At 69.7% G+C, this 18,462-nt stretch carries 20 protein-coding genes and 1 pseudogene; 13 read left to right on the top strand and 8 right to left on the bottom strand.

The genetic code is table 11. The features are described 5' to 3' along the window. Positions 1-25 precede the first annotated feature (25 nt). From ACLF3M_RS14130 to ACLF3M_RS14115, 4 genes are read left to right on the top strand one after another with little or no spacing between them, the layout of a single operon-like run. Positions 26-1,270, top strand: coding sequence for an NAD(P)-binding domain-containing protein (locus ACLF3M_RS14130; protein ID WP_430657577.1), 1,245 nt, complete (start codon positions 26-28; stop codon positions 1,268-1,270). An 18-nt stretch (positions 1,271-1,288) separates the two neighbouring features. After that, complete coding sequence (locus tag ACLF3M_RS14125) at positions 1,289-2,437, top strand: NAD(P)/FAD-dependent oxidoreductase (protein WP_430657576.1); 1,149 nt, start codon at positions 1,289-1,291, stop codon at positions 2,435-2,437. Beyond that, a complete protein-coding gene (locus tag ACLF3M_RS14120) occupies positions 2,434-2,883 on the top strand; it encodes a MaoC family dehydratase (protein WP_430657575.1) in 450 nt (149 codons plus the stop codon). Before ACLF3M_RS14125 ends, ACLF3M_RS14120 begins: the two co-directional genes overlap by 4 nt. Before the next feature lie 13 nt (positions 2,884-2,896). Continuing rightward, entirely contained in the window at positions 2,897-3,049 is a 153-nt protein-coding gene (locus tag ACLF3M_RS14115) for a hypothetical protein (RefSeq protein ID WP_430657574.1), read from the top strand. A gap of 7 nt (positions 3,050-3,056) precedes the next feature. Here the strand turns inward: ACLF3M_RS14115 and ACLF3M_RS14110 are convergent, their stop codons facing one another. Beyond that, positions 3,057-4,631: a winged helix-turn-helix domain-containing tetratricopeptide repeat protein gene (locus ACLF3M_RS14110; RefSeq protein WP_430657573.1), complete on the bottom strand. Its 1,575-nt coding sequence runs from the start codon at positions 4,629-4,631 to the stop codon at positions 3,057-3,059. Positions 4,632-4,847: 216 nt separating this feature from the next. Between ACLF3M_RS14110 and ACLF3M_RS14105 the strand changes: the two genes are divergently transcribed. Beyond that, positions 4,848-5,039 (top strand): DUF1127 domain-containing protein, encoded by a 192-nt coding sequence (locus ACLF3M_RS14105; RefSeq protein WP_430657572.1) that lies wholly within the window; start codon positions 4,848-4,850, stop codon positions 5,037-5,039. Positions 5,040-5,160: 121 nt separating this feature from the next. Here ACLF3M_RS14105 and ACLF3M_RS14100 read toward each other — a convergent pair whose 3' ends face one another. The 4 genes from ACLF3M_RS14100 to ACLF3M_RS14085 are packed head-to-tail and all read right to left on the bottom strand — an operon-like array spanning position 5,161 to position 8,334. Then, positions 5,161-5,835, bottom strand: coding sequence for a hypothetical protein (locus ACLF3M_RS14100; RefSeq protein WP_430657571.1), 675 nt, complete (start codon positions 5,833-5,835; stop codon positions 5,161-5,163). Between the two features lie 5 nt (positions 5,836-5,840). Beyond that, complete coding sequence (locus ACLF3M_RS14095; RefSeq protein WP_430657570.1) at positions 5,841-6,554, bottom strand: SDR family NAD(P)-dependent oxidoreductase; 714 nt, start codon at positions 6,552-6,554, stop codon at positions 5,841-5,843. After that, positions 6,551-7,519: an ABC transporter substrate-binding protein gene (locus tag ACLF3M_RS14090; RefSeq protein WP_430657569.1), complete on the bottom strand. Its 969-nt coding sequence runs from the start codon at positions 7,517-7,519 to the stop codon at positions 6,551-6,553. Before ACLF3M_RS14090 ends, ACLF3M_RS14095 begins: the two co-directional genes overlap by 4 nt. A 20-nt stretch (positions 7,520-7,539) precedes the next feature. Then, positions 7,540-8,334 (bottom strand): ABC transporter permease, encoded by a 795-nt coding sequence (locus tag ACLF3M_RS14085; protein ID WP_430657568.1) that lies wholly within the window; start codon positions 8,332-8,334, stop codon positions 7,540-7,542. A 108-nt stretch (positions 8,335-8,442) separates the two neighbouring features. Here ACLF3M_RS14085 and ACLF3M_RS14080 point away from each other — a divergent pair, with 108 nt between their 5' ends. Both ACLF3M_RS14080 and ACLF3M_RS14075 read left to right on the top strand, forming a co-directional pair. Next, positions 8,443-9,234, top strand: a complete 792-nt coding sequence (locus ACLF3M_RS14080; protein ID WP_430657567.1) for an ABC transporter ATP-binding protein — start codon at positions 8,443-8,445, stop codon at positions 9,232-9,234. After that, positions 9,231-9,773 (top strand): hypothetical protein, encoded by a 543-nt coding sequence (locus ACLF3M_RS14075; RefSeq protein ID WP_430657566.1) that lies wholly within the window; start codon positions 9,231-9,233, stop codon positions 9,771-9,773. Before ACLF3M_RS14080 ends, ACLF3M_RS14075 begins: the two co-directional genes overlap by 4 nt. Positions 9,774-9,904: 131 nt before the next feature. On the opposite strand, the gene ACLF3M_RS14070 is transcribed toward ACLF3M_RS14075, so the two are convergent. The 3 genes and pseudogenes from ACLF3M_RS14070 to ACLF3M_RS14060 all read right to left on the bottom strand — a co-directional run. After that, on the bottom strand, positions 9,905-10,423 hold the full coding sequence (locus ACLF3M_RS14070) for a ThuA domain-containing protein (protein ID WP_430657565.1): 519 nt from the start codon (positions 10,421-10,423) through the stop codon (positions 9,905-9,907). A 17-nt stretch (positions 10,424-10,440) separates the two neighbouring features. After that, positions 10,441-11,196 carry a Gfo/Idh/MocA family protein gene (locus ACLF3M_RS14065; protein WP_430657667.1) on the bottom strand — a complete coding sequence of 252 codons (756 nt, stop codon included), beginning with the start codon at positions 11,194-11,196 and terminating at the stop codon, positions 10,441-10,443. A 67-nt stretch (positions 11,197-11,263) separates the two neighbouring features. Continuing rightward, positions 11,264-11,452, bottom strand: a pseudogene (locus ACLF3M_RS14060) (Gfo/Idh/MocA family oxidoreductase); the annotation flags it as partial. Between the two features lie 216 nt (positions 11,453-11,668). Here ACLF3M_RS14060 and ACLF3M_RS14055 point away from each other — a divergent pair. The 6 genes from ACLF3M_RS14055 to ACLF3M_RS14030 all read left to right on the top strand — a co-directional run bounded on the left by ACLF3M_RS14055 (position 11,669) and on the right by ACLF3M_RS14030 (position 18,455). Beyond that, entirely contained in the window at positions 11,669-12,625 is a 957-nt protein-coding gene (locus tag ACLF3M_RS14055; RefSeq protein ID WP_430657564.1) for an ArsR/SmtB family transcription factor, read from the top strand. 129 nt (positions 12,626-12,754) lie between these two features. Continuing rightward, on the top strand, positions 12,755-14,656 hold the full coding sequence (locus tag ACLF3M_RS14050) for an ABC transporter substrate-binding protein (protein WP_430657563.1): 1,902 nt from the start codon (positions 12,755-12,757) through the stop codon (positions 14,654-14,656). Positions 14,657-14,714: 58 nt separating this feature from the next. Beyond that, positions 14,715-15,731 (top strand): ABC transporter permease, encoded by a 1,017-nt coding sequence (locus tag ACLF3M_RS14045; RefSeq protein WP_430657562.1) that lies wholly within the window; start codon positions 14,715-14,717, stop codon positions 15,729-15,731. Further along, positions 15,731-16,594: an ABC transporter permease gene (locus tag ACLF3M_RS14040; protein WP_430657561.1), complete on the top strand. Its 864-nt coding sequence runs from the start codon at positions 15,731-15,733 to the stop codon at positions 16,592-16,594. The genes ACLF3M_RS14045 and ACLF3M_RS14040 overlap by 1 nt, the downstream gene beginning before the upstream one ends. Next, entirely contained in the window at positions 16,591-17,625 is a 1,035-nt protein-coding gene (locus ACLF3M_RS14035; RefSeq protein WP_430657560.1) for an ABC transporter ATP-binding protein, read from the top strand. Before ACLF3M_RS14040 ends, ACLF3M_RS14035 begins: the two co-directional genes overlap by 4 nt. Next, entirely contained in the window at positions 17,622-18,455 is an 834-nt protein-coding gene (locus ACLF3M_RS14030) for an ABC transporter ATP-binding protein (protein WP_430657559.1), read from the top strand. Before ACLF3M_RS14035 ends, ACLF3M_RS14030 begins: the two co-directional genes overlap by 4 nt. The last annotated feature ends 7 nt before the right edge of the window (positions 18,456-18,462 follow it).

The following is an 18,462-nucleotide window of genomic DNA, read 5'->3' as shown; positions in this document are numbered from 1 at the left end:
CCTCCACGAACCGGAGCAAACTCCCATGCGCAGCACCGACGCCGTCGTGATCGGCGCGGGCCAGGCCGGCCTGGCCGCGAGCCACCAGCTCGGCCGCTTCGGCATCGAGCACGTCGTGCTTGAGCGCGGCCGCATCGCCGAGCGCTGGCGCAGCGAGCGCTGGGACAGCCTGCGGCTGCTCACGCCGAATTGGATGACGACCCTGCCCGGCCACGCCTATGCCGGCCCGCACCCCGACGGCTTCATGAGCCTGCCGGAGCTGATCGAGTTTCTCTCGGACTACGCCGCCGCCTTCAACGCGCCGGTGCTGGAGGGGATCGCGGTCGGCGCGCTGCGGCCGATCGGCGAGGCGTGGCATGTCGAGACGAATGCCGGCTGCTGGCGTGCACGCAGCGTGGTGGTCGCGACTGGTGCCTGCGCCCGGCCAGCCGTGCCGGACTTCGCCGCCACGCTCTCGCCCGCGATCCACCAGCTTCCTGCCAGCGCCTACCGCAACCCCGCCGCGCTGCCGCCCGGCGGCGTGCTGGTGGTGGGTGCCGCGGCCTCGGCTGTGCAGATCGCCGAGGAGCTGAGCGTGGCCGGGCGCGAGGTGGCGATCGCCGTCGGGCGCCACACCCGCGCGCCGCGGAGCTACCGCGGCCGCGACATCTTCTGGTGGATGCACCATGTCGGCCTGCTGGAGGACCGCGCGGAGGACCAGCGCGACCTCCGCCGCGCCGCGTCGCAGCCTTCCCTGCAGCTGGTCGGCGGACTGCCGCGGCGCGACCTCGACCTCGGGGCCCTGCGCGACCGCGGCGTGCGCGTTCTGGGCCGCGCGACCGGGGCGGAGGGCACGCGGATGCGCTTCGCCGACGACCTCGCCCTCAGCACCGCCGGGGCTCAGCGGCCGATGGAGAGCATGCTGGCACGCATCGACGTCGCGGCGGATGCGCTGGGCGCGCCGCAGCAGGGCTGGCCCGCGGCGCCCGGCGACTTCGCACCGACGCCGCCCGAGCTGGACCTGGCGGGCGAGCGCGTCGGCAGTGTGGTCTGGGCCACGGGCTATCGTCGCGACAATGGCTGGCTCGGCGCCGCCGGCCTGCTCGACGACTCCGGCGAAATCCGCCACCGGCTCGGCATCGGCGCGCTGCCTGGCCTGTTCGTGCTCGGGCTCCGCTTCATGCGGCGGCGCAGCTCCAGCTTCATTGGTGGCGTCGGGATCGATGCGGCGGTCATTGCCGGCGAGCTCGCTCGCCACCTCTCCCATCAGCCCAGCCGCGCGGCGGCCTGACCGTGAAGGACATCAACCATGTCACGCCATGACGTCGTGATCGTCGGCGCTCGCTGCGCCGGCGCGGCCACCGCCATGCTGCTGGCACGCAGGGGGCTCAAGGTGCTCGCGATCGACCGCGGCACCTATGGCGCGGACACCCTCTCGACCCATGCGATGATGCGCGGCGGCGTGCTGCAGCTCTCCCGTTGGGGCCTGCTGCCGCGGGTAATCGCCGCCGGCACGCCGGCCGTGCGCCGCACCAGCTTCCACTACGGCGCGGAGGAGATCACGATCGCGCTGAAGCCCGGCGACGGCGTGGACGCGCTCTACGCGCCTCGGCGGACCGTGCTCGACGCGCTGCTCGTTGATGCGGCCTGCGAGGCCGGTGCGGAGGTCCGGTACGGCGAGACGGTCATCGGCCTGCTGCGCGAGGGCGAGCGTGTAGCCGGCGTCGCGACGCTGGACGCGGAAGGCCGGCCGCGGGCGATCCACGCCGATCTCGTTATCGGTGCCGACGGCATCGGCTCCGCCGTCGCGCGTGAAGCCGAGGCAGCGGTGCTGCGCCAGGCTCGGCATGCCACGGCGACGGTCTTCGGCTACTGGGCGGGCCTCGAGATCGACGGCTATCACTGGCACTACGTCCCGGGCGCCAGCGTCGGCGCCATCCCGACCAATGACGGGCTGCATTGCGTCTTCGCGGCCGTCCCGCCGGAGCGCTACCGCGCGGCATTCCGCGCCGCGCCGGCTTCAGGGCTGCGTGCCGCGCTCCAGGCTGTCGCGCCGGCGCTCGCGGCGCGCGTGGAACAGGGACGCCAGTCCAGCGGCATATCCGCCTTCGCGGGGCGCCGTGGATTCTTCCGCCAGGCCAGCGGGCCGGGCTGGGCGCTGGTGGGCGACGCCGGCTACTTCAAGGACCCGCTGACCGCGCACGGCATTACCGATGCGCTGCGCGATGCCGAACTGCTGGCGGACGCAGTCGCGCGCGGCACGCCGCGTGCCCTGCAGGACTATGCGGCCGAGCGCGACGCGCTGTCCGTGCCGCTGTTCGAGACGACGGACGCGATCGCTGCCTTCGACTGGGACCTGCCGCGGCTGCAGTCCCTGCACAAGGCCCTGAACGCGGCGATGAAGCAGGAAGTCGCGGCGATGCTGGCGCGCGCGACGCATCTGGAGGAAGCGGCATGAACACGGATCCCTGGCGCCTGACGCTGGCGGGACGGCCCGAGATCGGGCAGCGCGCGGTGCGTCGGCGGCGCACGACGACGGAGGATGTCGAGCGCTTCGCCGCGATGACGGGCGACCGCAACCCCCTGCACTTCGACGCGGCGCTCGCGGAGCGATCGCCCTTCGGCGGGCTCATCGTGCAGGGCGGCGTCACCTCCGGCCTGCTGAACGCCGTCGTGGCGGAGGATCTGCCGGGCCCGGGCACGGTCTTCCTCGGCACCGAATGGCGCTTCCTGAAGGCCGTCCGCATCGGCGAAGCGATCGAGGCGGAGGTCGAGGTCACCGCGCGCCGTGACGACAAGCCGATCTGCACGCTGCACACCGTGGTGCGCAACGAGGCCGGCGAGACCTGCCTGGCCGGCGTCGCAACCACCTGGACGGCGCCGCTGAAGACCACCCCATGCTGAAGGAGACCGGGTGATGGGCACGGATGATACGCCACTGGTGCTGCGGCACCGGAGCGGCAGCGAGTGGATGCGCCACATCGCGGGGCAGGCTCTGCGCTGCCGCGCGGCGCGAACCAAGCGTGAGGAAGCCTGGCGGGAGGCGGAGCCCTTCCTCCCTTGCGGCTGAGCCCTTGTCAGGCGGCGGCGGGCGCGTGCTCCGGCACGCCGGCCCGCCGCAGCCCGTCTAGGAAAGGTTCGATCCGGGCGGCGTCGCGGCAGAAGAAGAAATCGCTCCGCGCCATCTCCAGCGAGTAGTCGGGCTGGCGTTCCAGCAGCGCGGCGACGGCCGCCCGAGCCTCCGCCGTCCGGTCGAGCAGGCCGAGCGCCGCGGCCTGCACGGCAAAGGGCCAGTGCTTCGCGTTCGGCACCCTGATCGCCTGGCGCGCCAGCATCACCGCGGCGTCGAGCTCGCCCAGGAAGAGATAGGCCATCGCGCGGAAGCCGAGGAAGCTCGCGAGATGCGGGTCGCGGGGGCTCAGCTCCGTCGCGCGCTCGATGCAGGCCACCGCCTCCTCTTCCCGCCCGCAGAACAGGAAGGTGAAGCCCAGCGCGTACCAGGCCTGGGCGAAGCTCGGGTTCAGCGCGACCGCTTCCTCAAGCCGCGCGATGGCCTCGTCGTAATCCTGCAGGAAGCAATGCGCGCGGCCCAGCACGCAAAGGTTCATGCTGTCCTGGTCGTCCAGCGCGACCGCCGTGCGCGCCTCGCGCAACGCCTGCGCGATCAGCGCGGGCCGATCCGCCGGCGGGCGCAGCACGGCGCTCTGCAGATGGACATAGGCGAGCGCGCCATGGGCGCGGGCGAAGCGCGGGTCGATTTCCAGCGCCTCGCGGAACATCGCCTCCGCCTCCTCCATTCCCGGCACGGTGAAGCCCCAGAGGTGCCACAGCCCGCGCTGGTAGCAGTCCCAGGCATCCAGGTGTTCAGGCGGGCGGCGCGCCGCAGCCTCGCGCTCCAGCCGGCCGAGCTCCGGCTCGATCGTGGCCGCGATCTGCTGGGCCATGCTCTCCTGCACGGCCAGCAGGTCGTCCAGGTCGAACTGGTAGGTCTCCGACCAGAGCTGGTGGCCCGTCTCGGCGCCGACGAGATCGGCGGTGATGCGCACGCGCTGCCCGCGGCGCAGCACGCTGCCCTGAACGATGTAGCGCACGCCGAGCGCGGCACCGATCTCGCGCGCCGACACGTCGCTGCCCCTGAAGGGCGCGCCGGAATGACGGCTCAGCACATCGAGCCAGCGCTGCCGTGCGAGCAGCCGGATGATGTCCTCGGTCAAGCCGTAGCTGAAATACTCGGTGTCGGGCTCGGTGCTGAGATTGGCGAAGGGCAGCACGACGATGGACGGGCGAGCGGTGGTCCGGCGGGGCACGACGGGCGGGGCGGGCGGGGCGGGCGCCTCCGTTTCGTCTTCCTTCGCTTCTGCCACGAAGCGGAAGCCGCGGCGATGGACGGTGCGGATCACCTCCTGCCGGTCGCCGTCGTCGCCGACCGCCTTGCGGGCGGCGTTGATCCGACTGGACAGGGCGGCTTCGGACACGATGCGGCCCTGCCAGATCGTGTCGAACAGCTCGTCCTTGCTCACCACCCTGTCGCGATGGCGGACGAGGTGCACGAGCAGGTCGAAGACCTGAGGTTCGACATGTACAGGCTGCCCGCCGCTGCGCAACTCCTTGCGCAGCAGGTCGAGCTCATGCTGCCCGAAGGCGATCTTCATTCCTGTAGATCCGATGCCGTCGTGGCCGGCAACACGACGGGCTTGCGATAGCCCAGTCGCCGTAGCCGGGCGTGTCACGCTGCCGTGAGGTTCTCCGCGCCAGCCAATATCCAGCAATTCTCAAGACGCGGGCAAGGCCGTGGCCAAGCGGCGCCGCGCCTGACGGCGCACAAGCCTCCCACCGCGCTCATGCGGCAAGGTGAAGGAGCACCGGCAATGACCAGGATCAGGAAAACGGAACCGAGGACGGATCTGCTGCTGCGGTTCGGGCACCTGGTGGGCGAGTGGCGTGCCCGCTCGCGCGACAGGGCGCTGCTCGCCTCACTCGGCCATCGGGAGTTGCGTGACATCGGCCTCAGCCCGGGCGAGGCGGCGATGGAAGCGTCCAAGCCGTTCTGGATGGTGTGAGATACCCGGCAGGACGCAAGCCGGACTCCGCTTCCGCCGGCGTCGGCGCTTCGCCCGAGAGCGGCGAGCTTAGCTGCTTCACGGCCCGCGCAGGGCTTCCCCTCCAGTCGGGCTTGTCAGCTCAGCTTGTCCACGCAGTCTTCAGGCGCTGGAACTCGAGACGGTAGAGCCCTCTCCGTACGGTCCCCTCCGCGCCGGCGGCGTGCAGGGCAGCGTCGGGCAGCAAGGACGCCAGCGCCTCGGCATCCGTGGCCTCGGCCAGGATGATCCAGCTAGGCGGCGCCGTGATGTCGCCGCGGCCCCTGCTTTCCGTCGTGCTGGTGCCGCTCGCCTCCGCGTCGGCGATGCAGAGATGCGCGCCAGTGACGCGGGGCTGCCCCGCCGCATCGCGCACCAGCGCCGCCACGGCGGCCTGCGCGGCAGGCAACGCGTCGAAGCGCAGGGTCAGCAGCACGCCGCCGACGCCGACGCCGCGGCTCTCAACCACCCGCGCCAGGCCCCGCGACGTGTCGCGGAAGCCCTGCGTCGCGCGGCGCGTCCAGGCGGTCGGCGCGTTCAGGCGGTTCAGATAGTCCTGGCCCTGCAGCACCTGCATACTGTCGGCCTCGTAGAGCGTGAAGAACTCCGGCTGCGTCGCCGCATCGAGTGCGACATAGCGGCGGCCGCGACGGAAGCCGGGGATGCCGACGCGCTCGGCCATGTGTTCATGCAGGTGCCAGGCGTAGAACTCCGCCCGCCCCTCCGGCGTCACGCCGTTCCAGATCGCGACCACCGCCTCGCCAGCAAGCATCCGCATCTCCCTCATTCGTACAGCCGGCCGCCCGACAGGTCGAAGACGGCGCCGGTCGAGAAGCTGCAATCGGGCCCGCAGAGAAAGGCGACCATCGCCGCCACCTCCTCCGGCTCCGCGAAGCGGCCCATCGGGATGCGGCGCAACTTGTCGGCCCGGATCTCTTCCGCCATCGACCTCTCCATCGCGGTGCGCACCACGGTGGGCGCGATGGCGTTGACCAGGATGCCCTCGGTCGCGAGTTCCTTGCCCAGCACCTTCGCCAGCGCCATCAGGCCGGCCTTGGACGCGGCATAGGGTCCGGACAGCGCGCTGCCTTCCTTTCCGACCGCCGATCCCGTCAGCACGATGCGGCCGCGCTCGGGCCCCGGGTTCGCGAGCATGCGCGGGATGACGGCGCGGCAGGTCAGGAAGCCGGAGAGCAGGTTAGCGTCCAGCACGCGCCGCACCTCTTCGACCGGCACCTCCCAGGCGCGGGCGGTCGGGCCGAGGATGCCGGCGTTCACCACCAGCACCGTGATGCGGCCGAGCGCGGCCTCCGTCTCCGCCGCAGCGTGCTGCAAAGCGGCGTCGTCGGTCACGTCCACCGCGATCGCCAGCGCCGTGCCAGGCACTTCCGGCGAGAGATCCCAGGACGCGACCTGGTATCCCTCGCGCGAGAGCCGCGCGACCACGGCGCGGCCTATGCCGCCCGCGCCGCCGGTGACGACCGCCGCACCCCTCACTGCGGCAGGAGGGCGTTGGTGTAGAAGGCCTCGGCCGGCAGCTCCGTGCGCAGCTCCTGGTATTCGCGCATCAGGCTCAGCGTCTCGGCCCAGTCCTCCGGCGGCATCCAGCCGATCGGCCGGTCCTGGCCGCGGGCCGAGCGCACCAGCGGCAGCCCGGCGCGAAGCTGCGCAAGCGAGAGGTCGCGCTCCATGTCCGGCTTTACGCGCAGTCCCGCGGCGATCGCGGCGTCCGGATCGCGTTCGGCCAGGTCGAAGGCGCGCTGGGTGGCGCGGATAAACCGGCGCACCATCTCGGGGTTCCGCTGCAGCGTCTCCCGCGTCGCGTGGATGGCGAGCCCCATCGTGTTCGCGCCGTTGTCGGCATAGAGGATCGATCGCACCGGCACGCCGCGCTGCGGCATGATCAGCGCCTGGTTCTCCACGCCGCCGAGCAGGCCGACGGTGCGGTTCTCCAGCGTCGCGACCAGCTTGCCGGCGCCGTCCACGCGCAGGAAGCGCACGGAATCCGGCGCCATGCCGTTGGCACGCAGCAGCGCGGGGAAGATCACCAGCCCGGCCTCACCGGTGGTGGCGGCGATGGTACGGCCGGCGAGATCCCGCATGGTGCGGATGCCGCTGTCCTCGCGGACGATGATCGCGAAGGGCGAGCGGTTCATAATGCCCATCACCGCCTGCAACGGCGCGCCGCGCGCCACGCCGTTGATGATGGAGGAGCCGTCCGAGAGCCCGAAGGTGTCGGAGCCTGCGGCGACGAGCTGCACCGCGCGGGCCGAACCCTGGCCCTCCCCAATCGTCAGCTCGATCCCGGCCTCGCGGTAGAATCCGCGTTCCACGCCGAGGTAGAAGGGCGTGTGGAAGCCGTAGAGCAGCCAGTTCAACCGCAGCGAAACACGGTCCTGCGCCGCGGACGGCGCGGCGCCGAGCAGCAGGGTCGCCATCGCGGCCAGCATCCATTTCATCATCCCTGTCCCTCCCTTCCTTTTCACAGCCCCGGCAGCTCACCCTCCGCGCGGCGGCGGGAGACGTGCCAGGGGATCGCGAGCCGCTCCGCAAGCTCCACCATCCCGTACAGCCCCAGCCCGAGCGCGGTCAGCACGAAGATCGCGGCGAAGCACATCGGCGTGTCGAGATTGCCGTTATACTCCAGCAGCAGGTAGCCGAGACCGCGGTCCGAGGCGACGAACTCCGCCACCACTGCCGCCGTCGCTGCCAGCGCCGCCGCCACCTTGAAGCCGCCGAACAGCACGGGCAGCGCCGCCGGCAGCTGCACCATGCGGAAGGCGCGCCAGCGCGTCGCGCCGGAGGAGCGCAGCAGCTCCGTCACCTCGCTCTCCAGGCTGCGGAAAGCCTGCAAGGCGCTGACGACGACAGGGAAGAAGCTCAGCAGGAAGACCAGCAGCACCTTCGGCATCAGTCCGAAGCCGAACCAGATGATGAAGAGCGGCGCGACCGCGATCTTCGGCACGATCTGGAAGAACACCAGCAGCGGATAGGCGATCTGCCGCGCCGCATCCGAGAAGGCGATGCCGAGCGCGATCGCGACGCCGAGAACCACCGCCGCGATGAAGCCCAGCATCATCGGCTGGACGGTGAAACTCGCGGCTTCCGCCAGCGAACGCCAGCGCGACGCGCCGTCCGCAATGACGCGGCTCGGCGCCGGCAGGATGTACTCCGGCACGCCGAAGGCACGGACCAGGATCTCCCAGGCGATCAGGAAGGCCACGAAGGCACCGGCGATGCGGAGCCGGGCCGCCCAGGCTCGCGAGGCGGGATTCATGCGGGCCTCCGATCCTCCCTCCGTCGCTGCCGTCTTGCGCGGGACGCTGCACCTGGAAGACTGTTCCCGCGCGGCAAGCGCCGTCAAGCGAGGGGGTGGGAACGCGGCATGCAGGATCGGGCGGGCGGCATCCGGGCCATGGGCGTCGCCAAGCGCTTCCTCACCCGTCATGGCGAGACGCTCGCGCTGGACGCTTTCGACCTCGAGGTGCCAGCGGGCGAATTCCTTGCCGTGGTCGGGCCCTCGGGCTGCGGCAAGTCCACGCTGCTGCGCCTGGTCGCGGGCCTCATGCCGCCCTCTTCCGGCCGCGTCGAGGTGTTCGGCAGGCCCGTCACGGGCCCGGTGACCGCGCTCGGCATCGTCTTCCAGCATCCGGTGCTGCTGGAATGGCGCAGCGTGCTCGGCAACGTGCTGTTCCAGGCGGGCATCCGCGGGCTGCGCGAGGCCGCCTACCGCGACCGCGGCATGGCGTTGCTGCGCCAGGTCGGGCTCGAGGATTTCGCGGAGCGCCATCCGCACGAGCTCTCGGGCGGCATGCGTCAGCGCGCCTCCATCGCGCGCGCGCTGCTGCACGACCCGCCGCTTCTGCTGATGGACGAGCCCTTCGGCGCGCTGGACGCACTGACACGCGAACAGATGCGCCTCGACCTCGAGGCGTTGTGGCTGCGCACGCGCAAGACCGTTCTCTTCATCACGCACAGCGTGGACGAGGCCGTGCTGCTGGCTGACCGGGTGGCAGTGATGTCGCCGCGGCCCGGCCGGATAGAGCGGTTGCTCACGGTGGATCTGCCGCGGCCGCGCGGGCTCGCTGCGCGGCGCGACCCGCGCTTCATCGCCGCGGTCGAGGAGGTGACGGAGCTCTTCCTGGCCCGTGGCGTGCTGCACGGGGCGGCGCCGTGACTCCGGCCGAGCGCGTCGCACCGATCCTGGCCGAGCAGGCCGCGCTCTTCGCCGGGATCCCGGCCGAAACGCTGGAGGCCGCGGTTGAGGCGATCGCCGCCGCGCCGCGGGTGCTGGTCTGGGGCAATGGCCGGACCGGCTACGCGCTGATGGGGCTCGCGATGCGGCTGTTCCATCTCGGCCGCGACGCGCATTGGGTCGGCGGCATCACCACGCCGCCGCTGCGTGCGGGTGACCTGCTGCTGGCGAATGCGGCGCGTGGCGACCTGCCGAGCACGGTAGCGTTCCTGCGGCACGCCCGCAGTCTCGGTGCGCGGTGCGCGGTTCTGACGGCAGCGGAACGCGGCGCCGCCCTGGACGCGGCCGACCTCGTGCTGCGTCTGCCCGCGCAGACCTGGGATGGTGGTTCGGTGCTGCCGCTCGGCGGGCAGTACGAGCTGGCGCTCTGGCTGTTCGGTGACCTCGTTGTGCAGCGCCTGATGGAGCGCGACGGCATTCCGGCGGGAGATCTGGCCGCCCGGCACGGAACGATCGGATGACGATGACGGCGAGCACTTGGCTCGACAGGGCGGGAACGCACACTGGTCCGAACACAGGCCTTGCCGGGCGTGACGAGCGCCGTACGGTGCAGCGGGTTCCTCCGCGCGAATGAACGCCATACCGAGGGCGATCAGTCCCTGGCGGCCCAGAGCAAGCCGCGCCGGAGGATGGTGCGCATCTCCGACACCTGGAACTCGGACGCGACATGGCCGAGCGAAGAGTAGAAGTACTGCTCGGAGCGGTACGGGAAATCCTGGATTGCCTGCATGATGGGGTCGTCGGGGCGCGTGATGGTGATGCGGTAGTCCACGATGTTCCCGGGATGCGCGACCCACTGGCCTCCGACGATGAACTGGTACTTCACCTCGTTGCGGAAGCTGTCAGCCATCTGGCCGTGGAAGCCGCCCATGCCAACGCCGGATCGCACGCCGGCCGACAGGCCCTCTACCTCCTCCTTCGCTATCGTGCACGTCACCATCGGCACGATCAGGTCAAAGCGGGGCAGGGCCGGATCGGCATAAGCCTCGGTCGTGTTCTCCATCGCCACGTCGAAGCCTTCCTCGCGCAGCATCGCCCCCACGATCGTGGCGCATTCCGCGGGTTCGTGGCCGGGCCAACCGCCCCAGACGATCAGGGCCTGCTTCGTCATCTCCGGCTTCCTTCTCGTCAGTCGAGTTCACCCAGAACGGAGCGCGGCGGGAGGGCGGCCGGGCGCTCGCAGCGGCTGTGGGTGTCGATCGTGCGGCCCGCCTCCCCGGACCGTCCGAATGCTTCCATGACCTCGAGCACATGGAAGGCCACGTCGCCGCTGCAGCGGAGCGGCCGGCCGGCGCGGATTGCGCGCGCCATGGCGGCCAGACCCAGGATGCGAAAGTTGCCGTCGGCGAAGCCGTGGGAGAGCGGGATGTCCACGCACGGCTCGCGCCGGCGCGCGAGCGACACGGCGCCCCCGAAGCGGTTGGGATCGGGCACGACCAGGCTGCCCTCTGTGCCATAGATCTCGATGTGGCCGTGCCGGTGCTGCCAGACGTCGAAGCTGGTGGTGACCGAAACCACCGCGCCATTGGCGAAGTGCAGCAGCCCCGTGACATGGGTCGGCGTCGCGACCTTGATCGCCTCACCCGTCTTCGGGCCGCTACCGACGATGCGTTCTGCGAAGCCCGTGGTGACCGATCCCTGCACGCGCGCCACGGGGCCGAGCAGGTTCACCAGGTTCGTCAGGTAGTAGGGGCTCATGTAGAACATCGGGCCGCCGCCGGCGGCGTAGTAGAAGGCGGGAACCGGATGCCAGTGCTCGTGGCCGTGATTGAGCATGAAGGCCGTTCCAGAAAGCGGCGCACTGATTGCGCCCTCGTCGATCAATCGGCGGGCGGTCTGGTGCCCGCCGCCGAGGAAGGTGTCCGGCGCGCAGCCGACGCGCAGCCCGGCCGCTCGCGGCTTCCTCGATCAGCGGTCGCGCCTCGACGGTCGAGGTGCCGAGCGGCTTCTCCGTATGGATATGCTTGCCGTGTTGGTTCGCATCGAGCGCGACGGGCACATGCGCCTGCGGTGTGGTGAGATTCAGCACCACCTCGACGTCGGGATCGTCGAGCAGCGCCTCGACGCTGACAGCTGTCAGGCCGAAGTCGGCCGCACAGCGCGCCGCGGCGTCCGCCTTGGCGTCGGCGCAGCAGGCGATCCGGAATTTCGGGGAACTGCGCGGCGCCGGTCAGGTAGGCGCCGCTGATGTTGCCGCATCCGATCAGGCCGACCGCCACCGGCCTCATGTGGCGTGCGGCGGCGATGTCGCGCGCGCGGCGCTTGCCGACCCCAAACATATTGGCAAGACTGATAAAGTCCCGGTCAGCGGGACGCTATCGCCCGGACGAGCAGCAGGGAAGGCTTCCGCATACCGATGACGTCGACCGGCAATCCGACACCCCGTCGTGCCTTCCTGACCGTTGTGCCGGAGGAGGATGCCGGCGTCGTGCGCGGCATTGCCTCGCCGCTTCGCCTCGACATCCTGCGGACCCTGCGGCAGGCAGGCCCGCTGAACGTGAACGGCATCGCACAGCGGCTCGGCCTGCCGCAATCCACGGTGGCCACGAACATTCAGGTTCTGGAGGAGGCCGGTTTGGTGCACACCGAGGCCGCCAAGGCGAGCAAGGGTCAGCAGAAGTTCTGCTCGGTTCGCTTCGACGAGATCGTCATCCGCCTCGACGGCAGCCCGGTGCAGAAGGAGCCCGATGCGGTGGAAGTGGCCATGCCGATCGGCCTCTACACCAGCTACGACGTCAGCGCGCCCTGCGGCCTCTGCTCGACCGAGGGCATCATCGGGCCGCTCGACGTGCCTGACGGTTTCCTCGATCCCCGGCGGATGCGCGCGGCGCTGATCTGGTTCGGCCGCGGCTTCGTGGAATACAAATTCCCGAACAACGCAAAAGTGCTGAAGGCGGGTCCCGCCGCGCTGGAGTTCAGCCTGGAACTGTCGTCGGAGGTGCCGGGCACCAATGCGAACTGGCCGTCGGACATCTCGCTCTGGGTGAACGGCACGAAGCTCGGCACCTGGGTCTCCCCGGGCGACTATGGCGACAGGCGCGGGCGGTTCACGCCGGGCTGGTGGAAGCTCGGGGGGTCGCAATACGGCGTGCTGACGACCTGGCGCGTGACGGAGCGCGGGACCTATGTGAACGACAAGCGGCTCTCGCCGATCACGCTTGGCGAGCTCGCGCTCGATGCGCACCACTCCATCCGGCTGCGCATCGGCATCGAGGAGCGCGCCAAAAATCCCGGCGGCGTGAACATCTTCGGGCGCGGCTTCGGCAACCACGACCAGGACATCGTGATGCGACTGCAGCTGAAGCGCGGCTGACATCGCGGCATTCATATCAGCTCCACTGATCCTTACCCAATGCATTGTTGACGGCGGCCGTGACACGCGCCTAGCCTTCGCGCGGACCGCTGGACAACAGACGGCATCAGGTTTGGGGAGTGGACGGCCATGAAGCTGACCAGGCGCGCGGCGATGCTTTCGCCGCTGGCTCTCTCGGCGATCGCTCATCTGCCGGCAGAAGCGCAAGAGATCATCGCCGGCCTGCCGCGGCGCGAGACAATCATCCTCGAGAACCCCGAAGGCACCATCCGCAATGCCGGCTGGTTCAACATCTGGGCGATCAACGCGGGTGGCCAGTCCACCGGTCTTCATCAGTTGGCACTCGACACGCTTTGGTACATCGACCCCGAGCGCGGGATCGACGGCCAGGCCTGGGACAACTCGCTGGCCGCAGCACCCCCGGAATACAACGCCGACTTCACCCGCATGACGGTGCGGCTGCGCGACGGCATCTTCTGGAGCGACGGCGTCGAGTTCACCTCGGCCGACGTCGCCTACACCGTCGAGGCGCAGATCGCCAACCGCGCGATGCGCTGGAGCGCGATCCTTGCGCGCAATGTCGAGAAGGTGGAGACGCCGGACGCGCGGACGGTGGTGTTCCAGCTGAAGGAGCCGAATTCGCGCTTCCATGCCCAGTTCACCGTGCGCTGGGGCGCGATCTGGATCATGCCGAAGCATGTCTTCCAGGGGCAGCAGGACATCGCGCGCTTCGACTTCAATAAGCCGGTCTCGCTCGGCGCCTACGCGCTGCACAGCTTCGACCCCAACGGCAAGTGGTACATCTGGGAGAGGCGCGCGGACTGGCAGCGCACCACCATCGCGCGCTTCGGCCAGCCCGGGCCGCGCTACGCCGTCTATGTCGATCCCGGCCCGCCGGACAAGCGCGTGATCTCCATGCTGAACCACGAGATCGACGTGGTGCACGACGTGGCGCCGGAGGGGATGTTCACCCTCGCACGGCAGTCTCAGACCGCGCGTGGCTGGTTCCGCGGCTTCCCCTTTGCGCATCCCGACCCGACGCTGCCGGCGCTGCTGTTCAACCACCAGAACCCGCTCTTCCAGAACCACGACGTGCGCTGGGCGCTGGCGCTGCTGATCGACATCCGCGCGGTGTCCATGGCGTCTTATCGCGGCGCGGCGACGATCTCCGCCATCGCGGTGCCGCCGACGGGCACGCATCCCGCGGACTATCACGCGCCGCTCGAGCCCTGGCTGGCAAGTTTCGAGCTCGACACCGGCAAGCAGAAGATCAAGCCCTATGACGCCGCGATCGGACGGTCGATCGCGGATTCCCTGCGTCCGACGCTGCGCGACCAGATCCCGACCGACCCCGAGCAGATCGCCAAGTCCTTCGGTATGGGCTGGTGGCGCGTGAACCAGCAGGCCGCGACCGAACTGCTGGAACGCGCGGGCTTTCGCCGCCGCAACAACCAGTGGCAGACGCCCGACGGCCGGCCCTTCTCCTTCCGCATGATGGTGGAAGGCGACACGCGGCCCGTGATGACGCGCGCCGGCACGATGATCGCACAGAACTGGCGGCAGTTCGGCATCGATGTCCGCATGGATGTCGCACCGGGGACGCAGATGCTGGACCGGCGCAGCGCCGGCGACTTCGATACCTTCATCGGCTGGTCCGTCGAGACCTATGGCGGCCATCCCGACCTGGCCTACTTCCTGGACAGCTGGCATTCCGCCTTCGTCGCGCAGCCCGGCCAGCCGCAGCCGCTGCGCAACTGGCAGCGCTGGTCCAACCCGGAACTCGACGCGCTTATCGTGCGGCTGCGCGGCATCGCCTTCGACGATCCGCGCGCGAAGGAGATTGGCCACGACTACGTCAAGCTGATGGTGCGGGAGATGCCGATCATCCCGCTGATGGCCTACAACGTGTTCACCACCATGGACGAGAACAGCTGGACCGGCTTTCCCACGGCGGAGAACCCCTACACCAACCCCGTCACGAATTGGGGCAATTCCCGCTACATGTTCACGCGCCTGCGCGCGAAGTCCTGAACGGGGAATGCGGGGCGGCCCGGCGCCGCCCCGTCGCCGCACAGCAAGGGAACGGCTTATGCCGGCCTATGGGCGCTATCTGCTGAAGCGTCTGGGGCAGTTCGCCCTGGTCGTCTTCATCGGCCTGAACATCACTTATATCGTCAGCCACGCCACGCCGATCGACCCCGTCGAGCAGACCGTCGCCGCGGTGACCAACTTCGGCAACACAAGCCCGGCCGCGATCGAGGACATGCGGCAGTCGCTGCGCGAGCTCTACGGCGTCGGCGGCAATCCGCTGCAGCAGTATCTCGGCTATTGGTGGCGGGTGCTGCGGGGCGATTTCGGGCCGTCGCTGTCGGCCTTCCCGACGCCAGTCTCGACCCTGATCGGCCGCGCACTGCCCTGGACGGTCGGGCTGTTGCTGGTCTCGACCGTGCTGGCCTGGGTGATCGGCAATGTGCTCGGCGCGCTGGCCGGCTATTTTCCGCGCAGCCGGTCGCTCCGGCTGTTCGGCGTCCTGGCGATGGGGCTGCATCCCATCCCCTACTACATCGTGGCCTTCGTTCTGCTCATCCTGTTTGGCTTCGTCTGGCCGGTGCTGCCGATCACCGGTGGGTCGGGGATGAACATCCGCCAGGAATGGTCGGCGCAATTCATCCTCAGCGTGCTCCGCCATTCCATCCTGCCGGCGCTGTCGCTGGTGCTGGTCGGTATCGGCGGCTGGTTCGTCGGTATGCGCGCGCTGGTGTCGAACGTGGTGACCGAGGATTACGTCACCTATGCTGAACTCGCGGGCGTGCCGAAGCGGCGGATCCTGTCGGCCTATGTGATGCGCAGCGCCATGGCGCCGCAACTCACTGGCCTCGCCATGTCGCTCGGCGCCATCTTCAACGGTGCGATCATCACCGAACAGGTCTTCGGCTACCCCGGCGTCGGCACGCTGCTGGTCGAGGCCGTGCACAAGGGCGACTACAGCCTGGTGCTCGGCATCGCGACCGTCTCCATCGTTGCCGTCGCCGCGGCTGTGCTGGTGATCGACCTCTTGCATCCCCTCATCGACCCGCGCGTCCGCTCGGCCGAGGCGACGGCCTGATGCTCGCCATCCTCCGGGACCTCTTCCGTACCAACCGCGAGTTCACACTGGGTGCGCTGCTCACCGGCATCGTGGTCGCGGTGGCTCTTGCCTCCTTCGCGTCGCCCTATCCGCCGCTCGACGTCTATGTCGTGCCGCCCGACGTCCCACCCGGTGAGGATTTCCTGCTCGGCACGACTTCGCGCGGACAGGATGTGTTCTGGCAGCTCGCCGCCGCCACCAGGAACACGCTGCTCTTCGGCGTCGCGGTCGCCATCATCAGCCGCATCATCGCGCTGACGGTTGGCCTGACCGCGGGCTATCTCGGCGGTATCGTGGACCGCGTGCTGATGTCGATCAACGACACCTTCATGGTCGTGCCGCTGTTTCCGATCCTGGTGCTGTTCTACTTCGTGCTGCGGGACAGCATGTCCTGGGGCCTGCTGGCGCTGGTGATGGCCTGCCTCGGCTGGGCCTATGACGCGCGGCTGATCCGGTCGATCGCGCTGAGCCTGAAGACGCGGGAGTTCACGCGCCAGGCCGTGTTCTCCGGCATGGGCACGCGGCGCATCCTGACGCAGGAGCATCTGCCTTATGTGCTGCCCATCGTCTTTTCGACCACGCTGAACAATTTGAACTGGTCGATCGGGCTGGAGGTGACGCTCTCCGTCCTCGGCTTCACCGACGTCAACACGCCGACCATCGGCGGCATGGTCTATTGGGCCAACCAGCACACCGCGCTGGTCGCGGGCATCTGGTGGTGGATCGCCGCCCCCGTCGTGCTGGTCGCGATGCTGTTCATCGGACTCTACCTGCTCGCGAGCTCGATGAACGAGTATATCGACCCGCGCTCGCGCCTTGAGCGGATCGGAGGCGGGGCGTGAGCGCGCTTGCTGCGACCGAACCGCGACCCGAGCCGGCCGAGACGCCGGCGCTGTCCATCCGCGACCTCGAGGCGTATTACCGCGTCGCCCATTTCGGCATCCGCCGTGAGGTGCGCGCGGTGGACGGCATCACGCTGCAGGTCGGACGCAACGAGATCTACGGCCTCGCCGGCGAGTCGAGCTCCGGCAAGAGCACGCTGGTCAAGACCATCGCGCGCGCCATCCGCCCGCCGCTGTTCCATGCCGGCGGCGAGGTCGTGTTCGACTTCGCCGGCCCGGGCCGCGTCTCCGTTTACGACGTGCCGGAGGAGGCGATGCGACGCCTCCGCTGGCGGCACCTGTCCTACATCATGCAGGCCTCGATGAGCGTGCTGAACCCAGTGCGGCGAGTACGGCAGAGCTTCGACGACTTCGCCTTCCGCCACATCGGTGGAAGACGCGACGAGTTCTGGTCGCTGGTGGAGCAACACCTGGAGCGGCTGCACCTGTCCGCCGCCGTGCTGGACGCCTACCCGCATGAACTTTCGGGCGGCATGCGCCAGCGCGTAACAATTGCGCTGGCGACAATCTGCCGCCCCGACTTCGTCATCGCCGATGAGCCGACGACCGCACTCGATGTCGTCGTGCAGAAGGGCGTGCTCGGCATGATCCGGGAGGTGCAGCAGCAGATGCGCTCCTCCGTGCTGTTCGTGACGCATGACATGGCGGTGCATGCCAACCTCACGGACCGCCTCGGCATCATGTATGCGGGCCGCCTGGTGGAGGAGGCACCGACCTCCGCGCTGTTCCGCGGGCCGCGTCATCCCTATACGCGCCACCTGGTCGCTAGCCTGCCGCGCATCGGCGACCGGTCGCTGCGAGTGGGGCTGGAAGGACGCCCACCCAGCCTCGCCGACCCGCCGCCGGGCTGCCGCTTCCATCCGCGCTGCCCGCTGGCGATGCCGGTCTGCGCACAGGAATCGCCGCCGTTGGATCACGTCGCGCCGGGCCATCGCGTGGCCTGCCACGCCGTCGCGATGGGCAAGGCATGACTGCGCTGCTGGAGGTTCGCAACGTCGGACGCCGCTTCGGGGGCGGGCCCTTCTCGCGCCGCGAGGTGCGTGCGGTCATCGACGTCAGCTTCACCCTGGAGTCCAGCCGGCCGGAGATCTTCTCGGTGATCGGCGAGTCCGGCTCGGGCAAGACCACGCTCGCCCGCATGATCCTGCACGACATGGCGCCGAGCCAGGGGCAGATCCTGTTCCGCGGCCGCGACCTCTCGACCATCCGCAGCGGCGCCGACCGGCTGGCCTTCATGCGCGCGGTCCAGCCGATTTTCCAGAACCCGTTCGAGGCGTTCAACCCGCTGAAGCGCGTGGACCGCTACCTCTACGCCGCCGCGCGGACCTTCGCCGGCGCCGCAACGCAGGCGGAGACGGAGCGCCTGGCCGACGTGGCGCTGCACCAGGTCGGGCTCTCGCTGGCCGAGGTGAAGGGACGCTTCCCGCATGAGCTCTCCGGCGGCCAGCTGCAGCGCACGGCGATCGCGCGCGCGCTGGTTCCGAAGCCCGCGCTGATCGTTGCGGACGAGCCGGTCTCGATGATCGACGCCTCGCTGCGCATGACGGTGACGAACCTGTTCCGCTCGCTGCGCGACGAGCTCGGGGTGTCCATCGTCTACATCACGCACGACCTCGCCACGGCCTACTACGTGAGCGACCGGATCATCATCATGCGCAGGGGCGAGGTGGTGGAAAGCGGCGACGCGGCCGAGGTGCTGCGCGCGCCGCGGCATCCCTACTCCATCCTGCTGAAGGAATCGGTGCTGTCGGTGGACGGCATCACGGGCGGGGATGCCCTTCCGTCCCACGCGACCACCTGACACGAAC

The organism is Falsiroseomonas sp. HW251 (assembly GCF_050563545.1).
In the GTDB taxonomy this organism is placed as follows: Bacteria; Pseudomonadota; Alphaproteobacteria; order Acetobacterales; family Acetobacteraceae; genus Falsiroseomonas.
This window is presented reverse-complemented; position numbering and strand designations above follow the sequence as displayed.

What these genes read in the sequence shown, in the direction of transcription:
- ACLF3M_RS14090 (WP_430657569.1), bottom strand. Translation starts at nt 7,519, where the DNA reads ATGATGAAATGGATGCTGGCCGCGATGGCGACCCTGCTGCTCGGCGCC.
- ACLF3M_RS14030 (WP_430657559.1), top strand. Translation starts at nt 17,622, where the DNA reads ATGACTGCGCTGCTGGAGGTTCGCAACGTCGGACGCCGCTTCGGGGGC.
- ACLF3M_RS14040 (WP_430657561.1), top strand. Translation starts at nt 15,731, where the DNA reads ATGCTCGCCATCCTCCGGGACCTCTTCCGTACCAACCGCGAGTTCACA.
- ACLF3M_RS14125 (WP_430657576.1), top strand. Translation starts at nt 1,289, where the DNA reads ATGTCACGCCATGACGTCGTGATCGTCGGCGCTCGCTGCGCCGGCGCG.
- ACLF3M_RS14085 (WP_430657568.1), bottom strand. Translation starts at nt 8,334, where the DNA reads ATGAATCCCGCCTCGCGAGCCTGGGCGGCCCGGCTCCGCATCGCCGGT.
- ACLF3M_RS14055 (WP_430657564.1), top strand. Translation starts at nt 11,669, where the DNA reads ATGACGTCGACCGGCAATCCGACACCCCGTCGTGCCTTCCTGACCGTT.
- ACLF3M_RS14120 (WP_430657575.1), top strand. Translation starts at nt 2,434, where the DNA reads ATGAACACGGATCCCTGGCGCCTGACGCTGGCGGGACGGCCCGAGATC.
- ACLF3M_RS14130 (WP_430657577.1), top strand. Translation starts at nt 26, where the DNA reads ATGCGCAGCACCGACGCCGTCGTGATCGGCGCGGGCCAGGCCGGCCTG.
- ACLF3M_RS14080 (WP_430657567.1), top strand. Translation starts at nt 8,443, where the DNA reads ATGCAGGATCGGGCGGGCGGCATCCGGGCCATGGGCGTCGCCAAGCGC.
- ACLF3M_RS14110 (WP_430657573.1), bottom strand. Translation starts at nt 4,631, where the DNA reads ATGAAGATCGCCTTCGGGCAGCATGAGCTCGACCTGCTGCGCAAGGAG.
- ACLF3M_RS14105 (WP_430657572.1), top strand. Translation starts at nt 4,848, where the DNA reads ATGACCAGGATCAGGAAAACGGAACCGAGGACGGATCTGCTGCTGCGG.
- ACLF3M_RS14070 (WP_430657565.1), bottom strand. Translation starts at nt 10,423, where the DNA reads ATGACGAAGCAGGCCCTGATCGTCTGGGGCGGTTGGCCCGGCCACGAA.
- ACLF3M_RS14045 (WP_430657562.1), top strand. Translation starts at nt 14,715, where the DNA reads ATGCCGGCCTATGGGCGCTATCTGCTGAAGCGTCTGGGGCAGTTCGCC.
- ACLF3M_RS14100 (WP_430657571.1), bottom strand. Translation starts at nt 5,835, where the DNA reads ATGCGGATGCTTGCTGGCGAGGCGGTGGTCGCGATCTGGAACGGCGTG.
- ACLF3M_RS14050 (WP_430657563.1), top strand. Translation starts at nt 12,755, where the DNA reads ATGAAGCTGACCAGGCGCGCGGCGATGCTTTCGCCGCTGGCTCTCTCG.
- ACLF3M_RS14115 (WP_430657574.1), top strand. Translation starts at nt 2,897, where the DNA reads ATGGGCACGGATGATACGCCACTGGTGCTGCGGCACCGGAGCGGCAGC.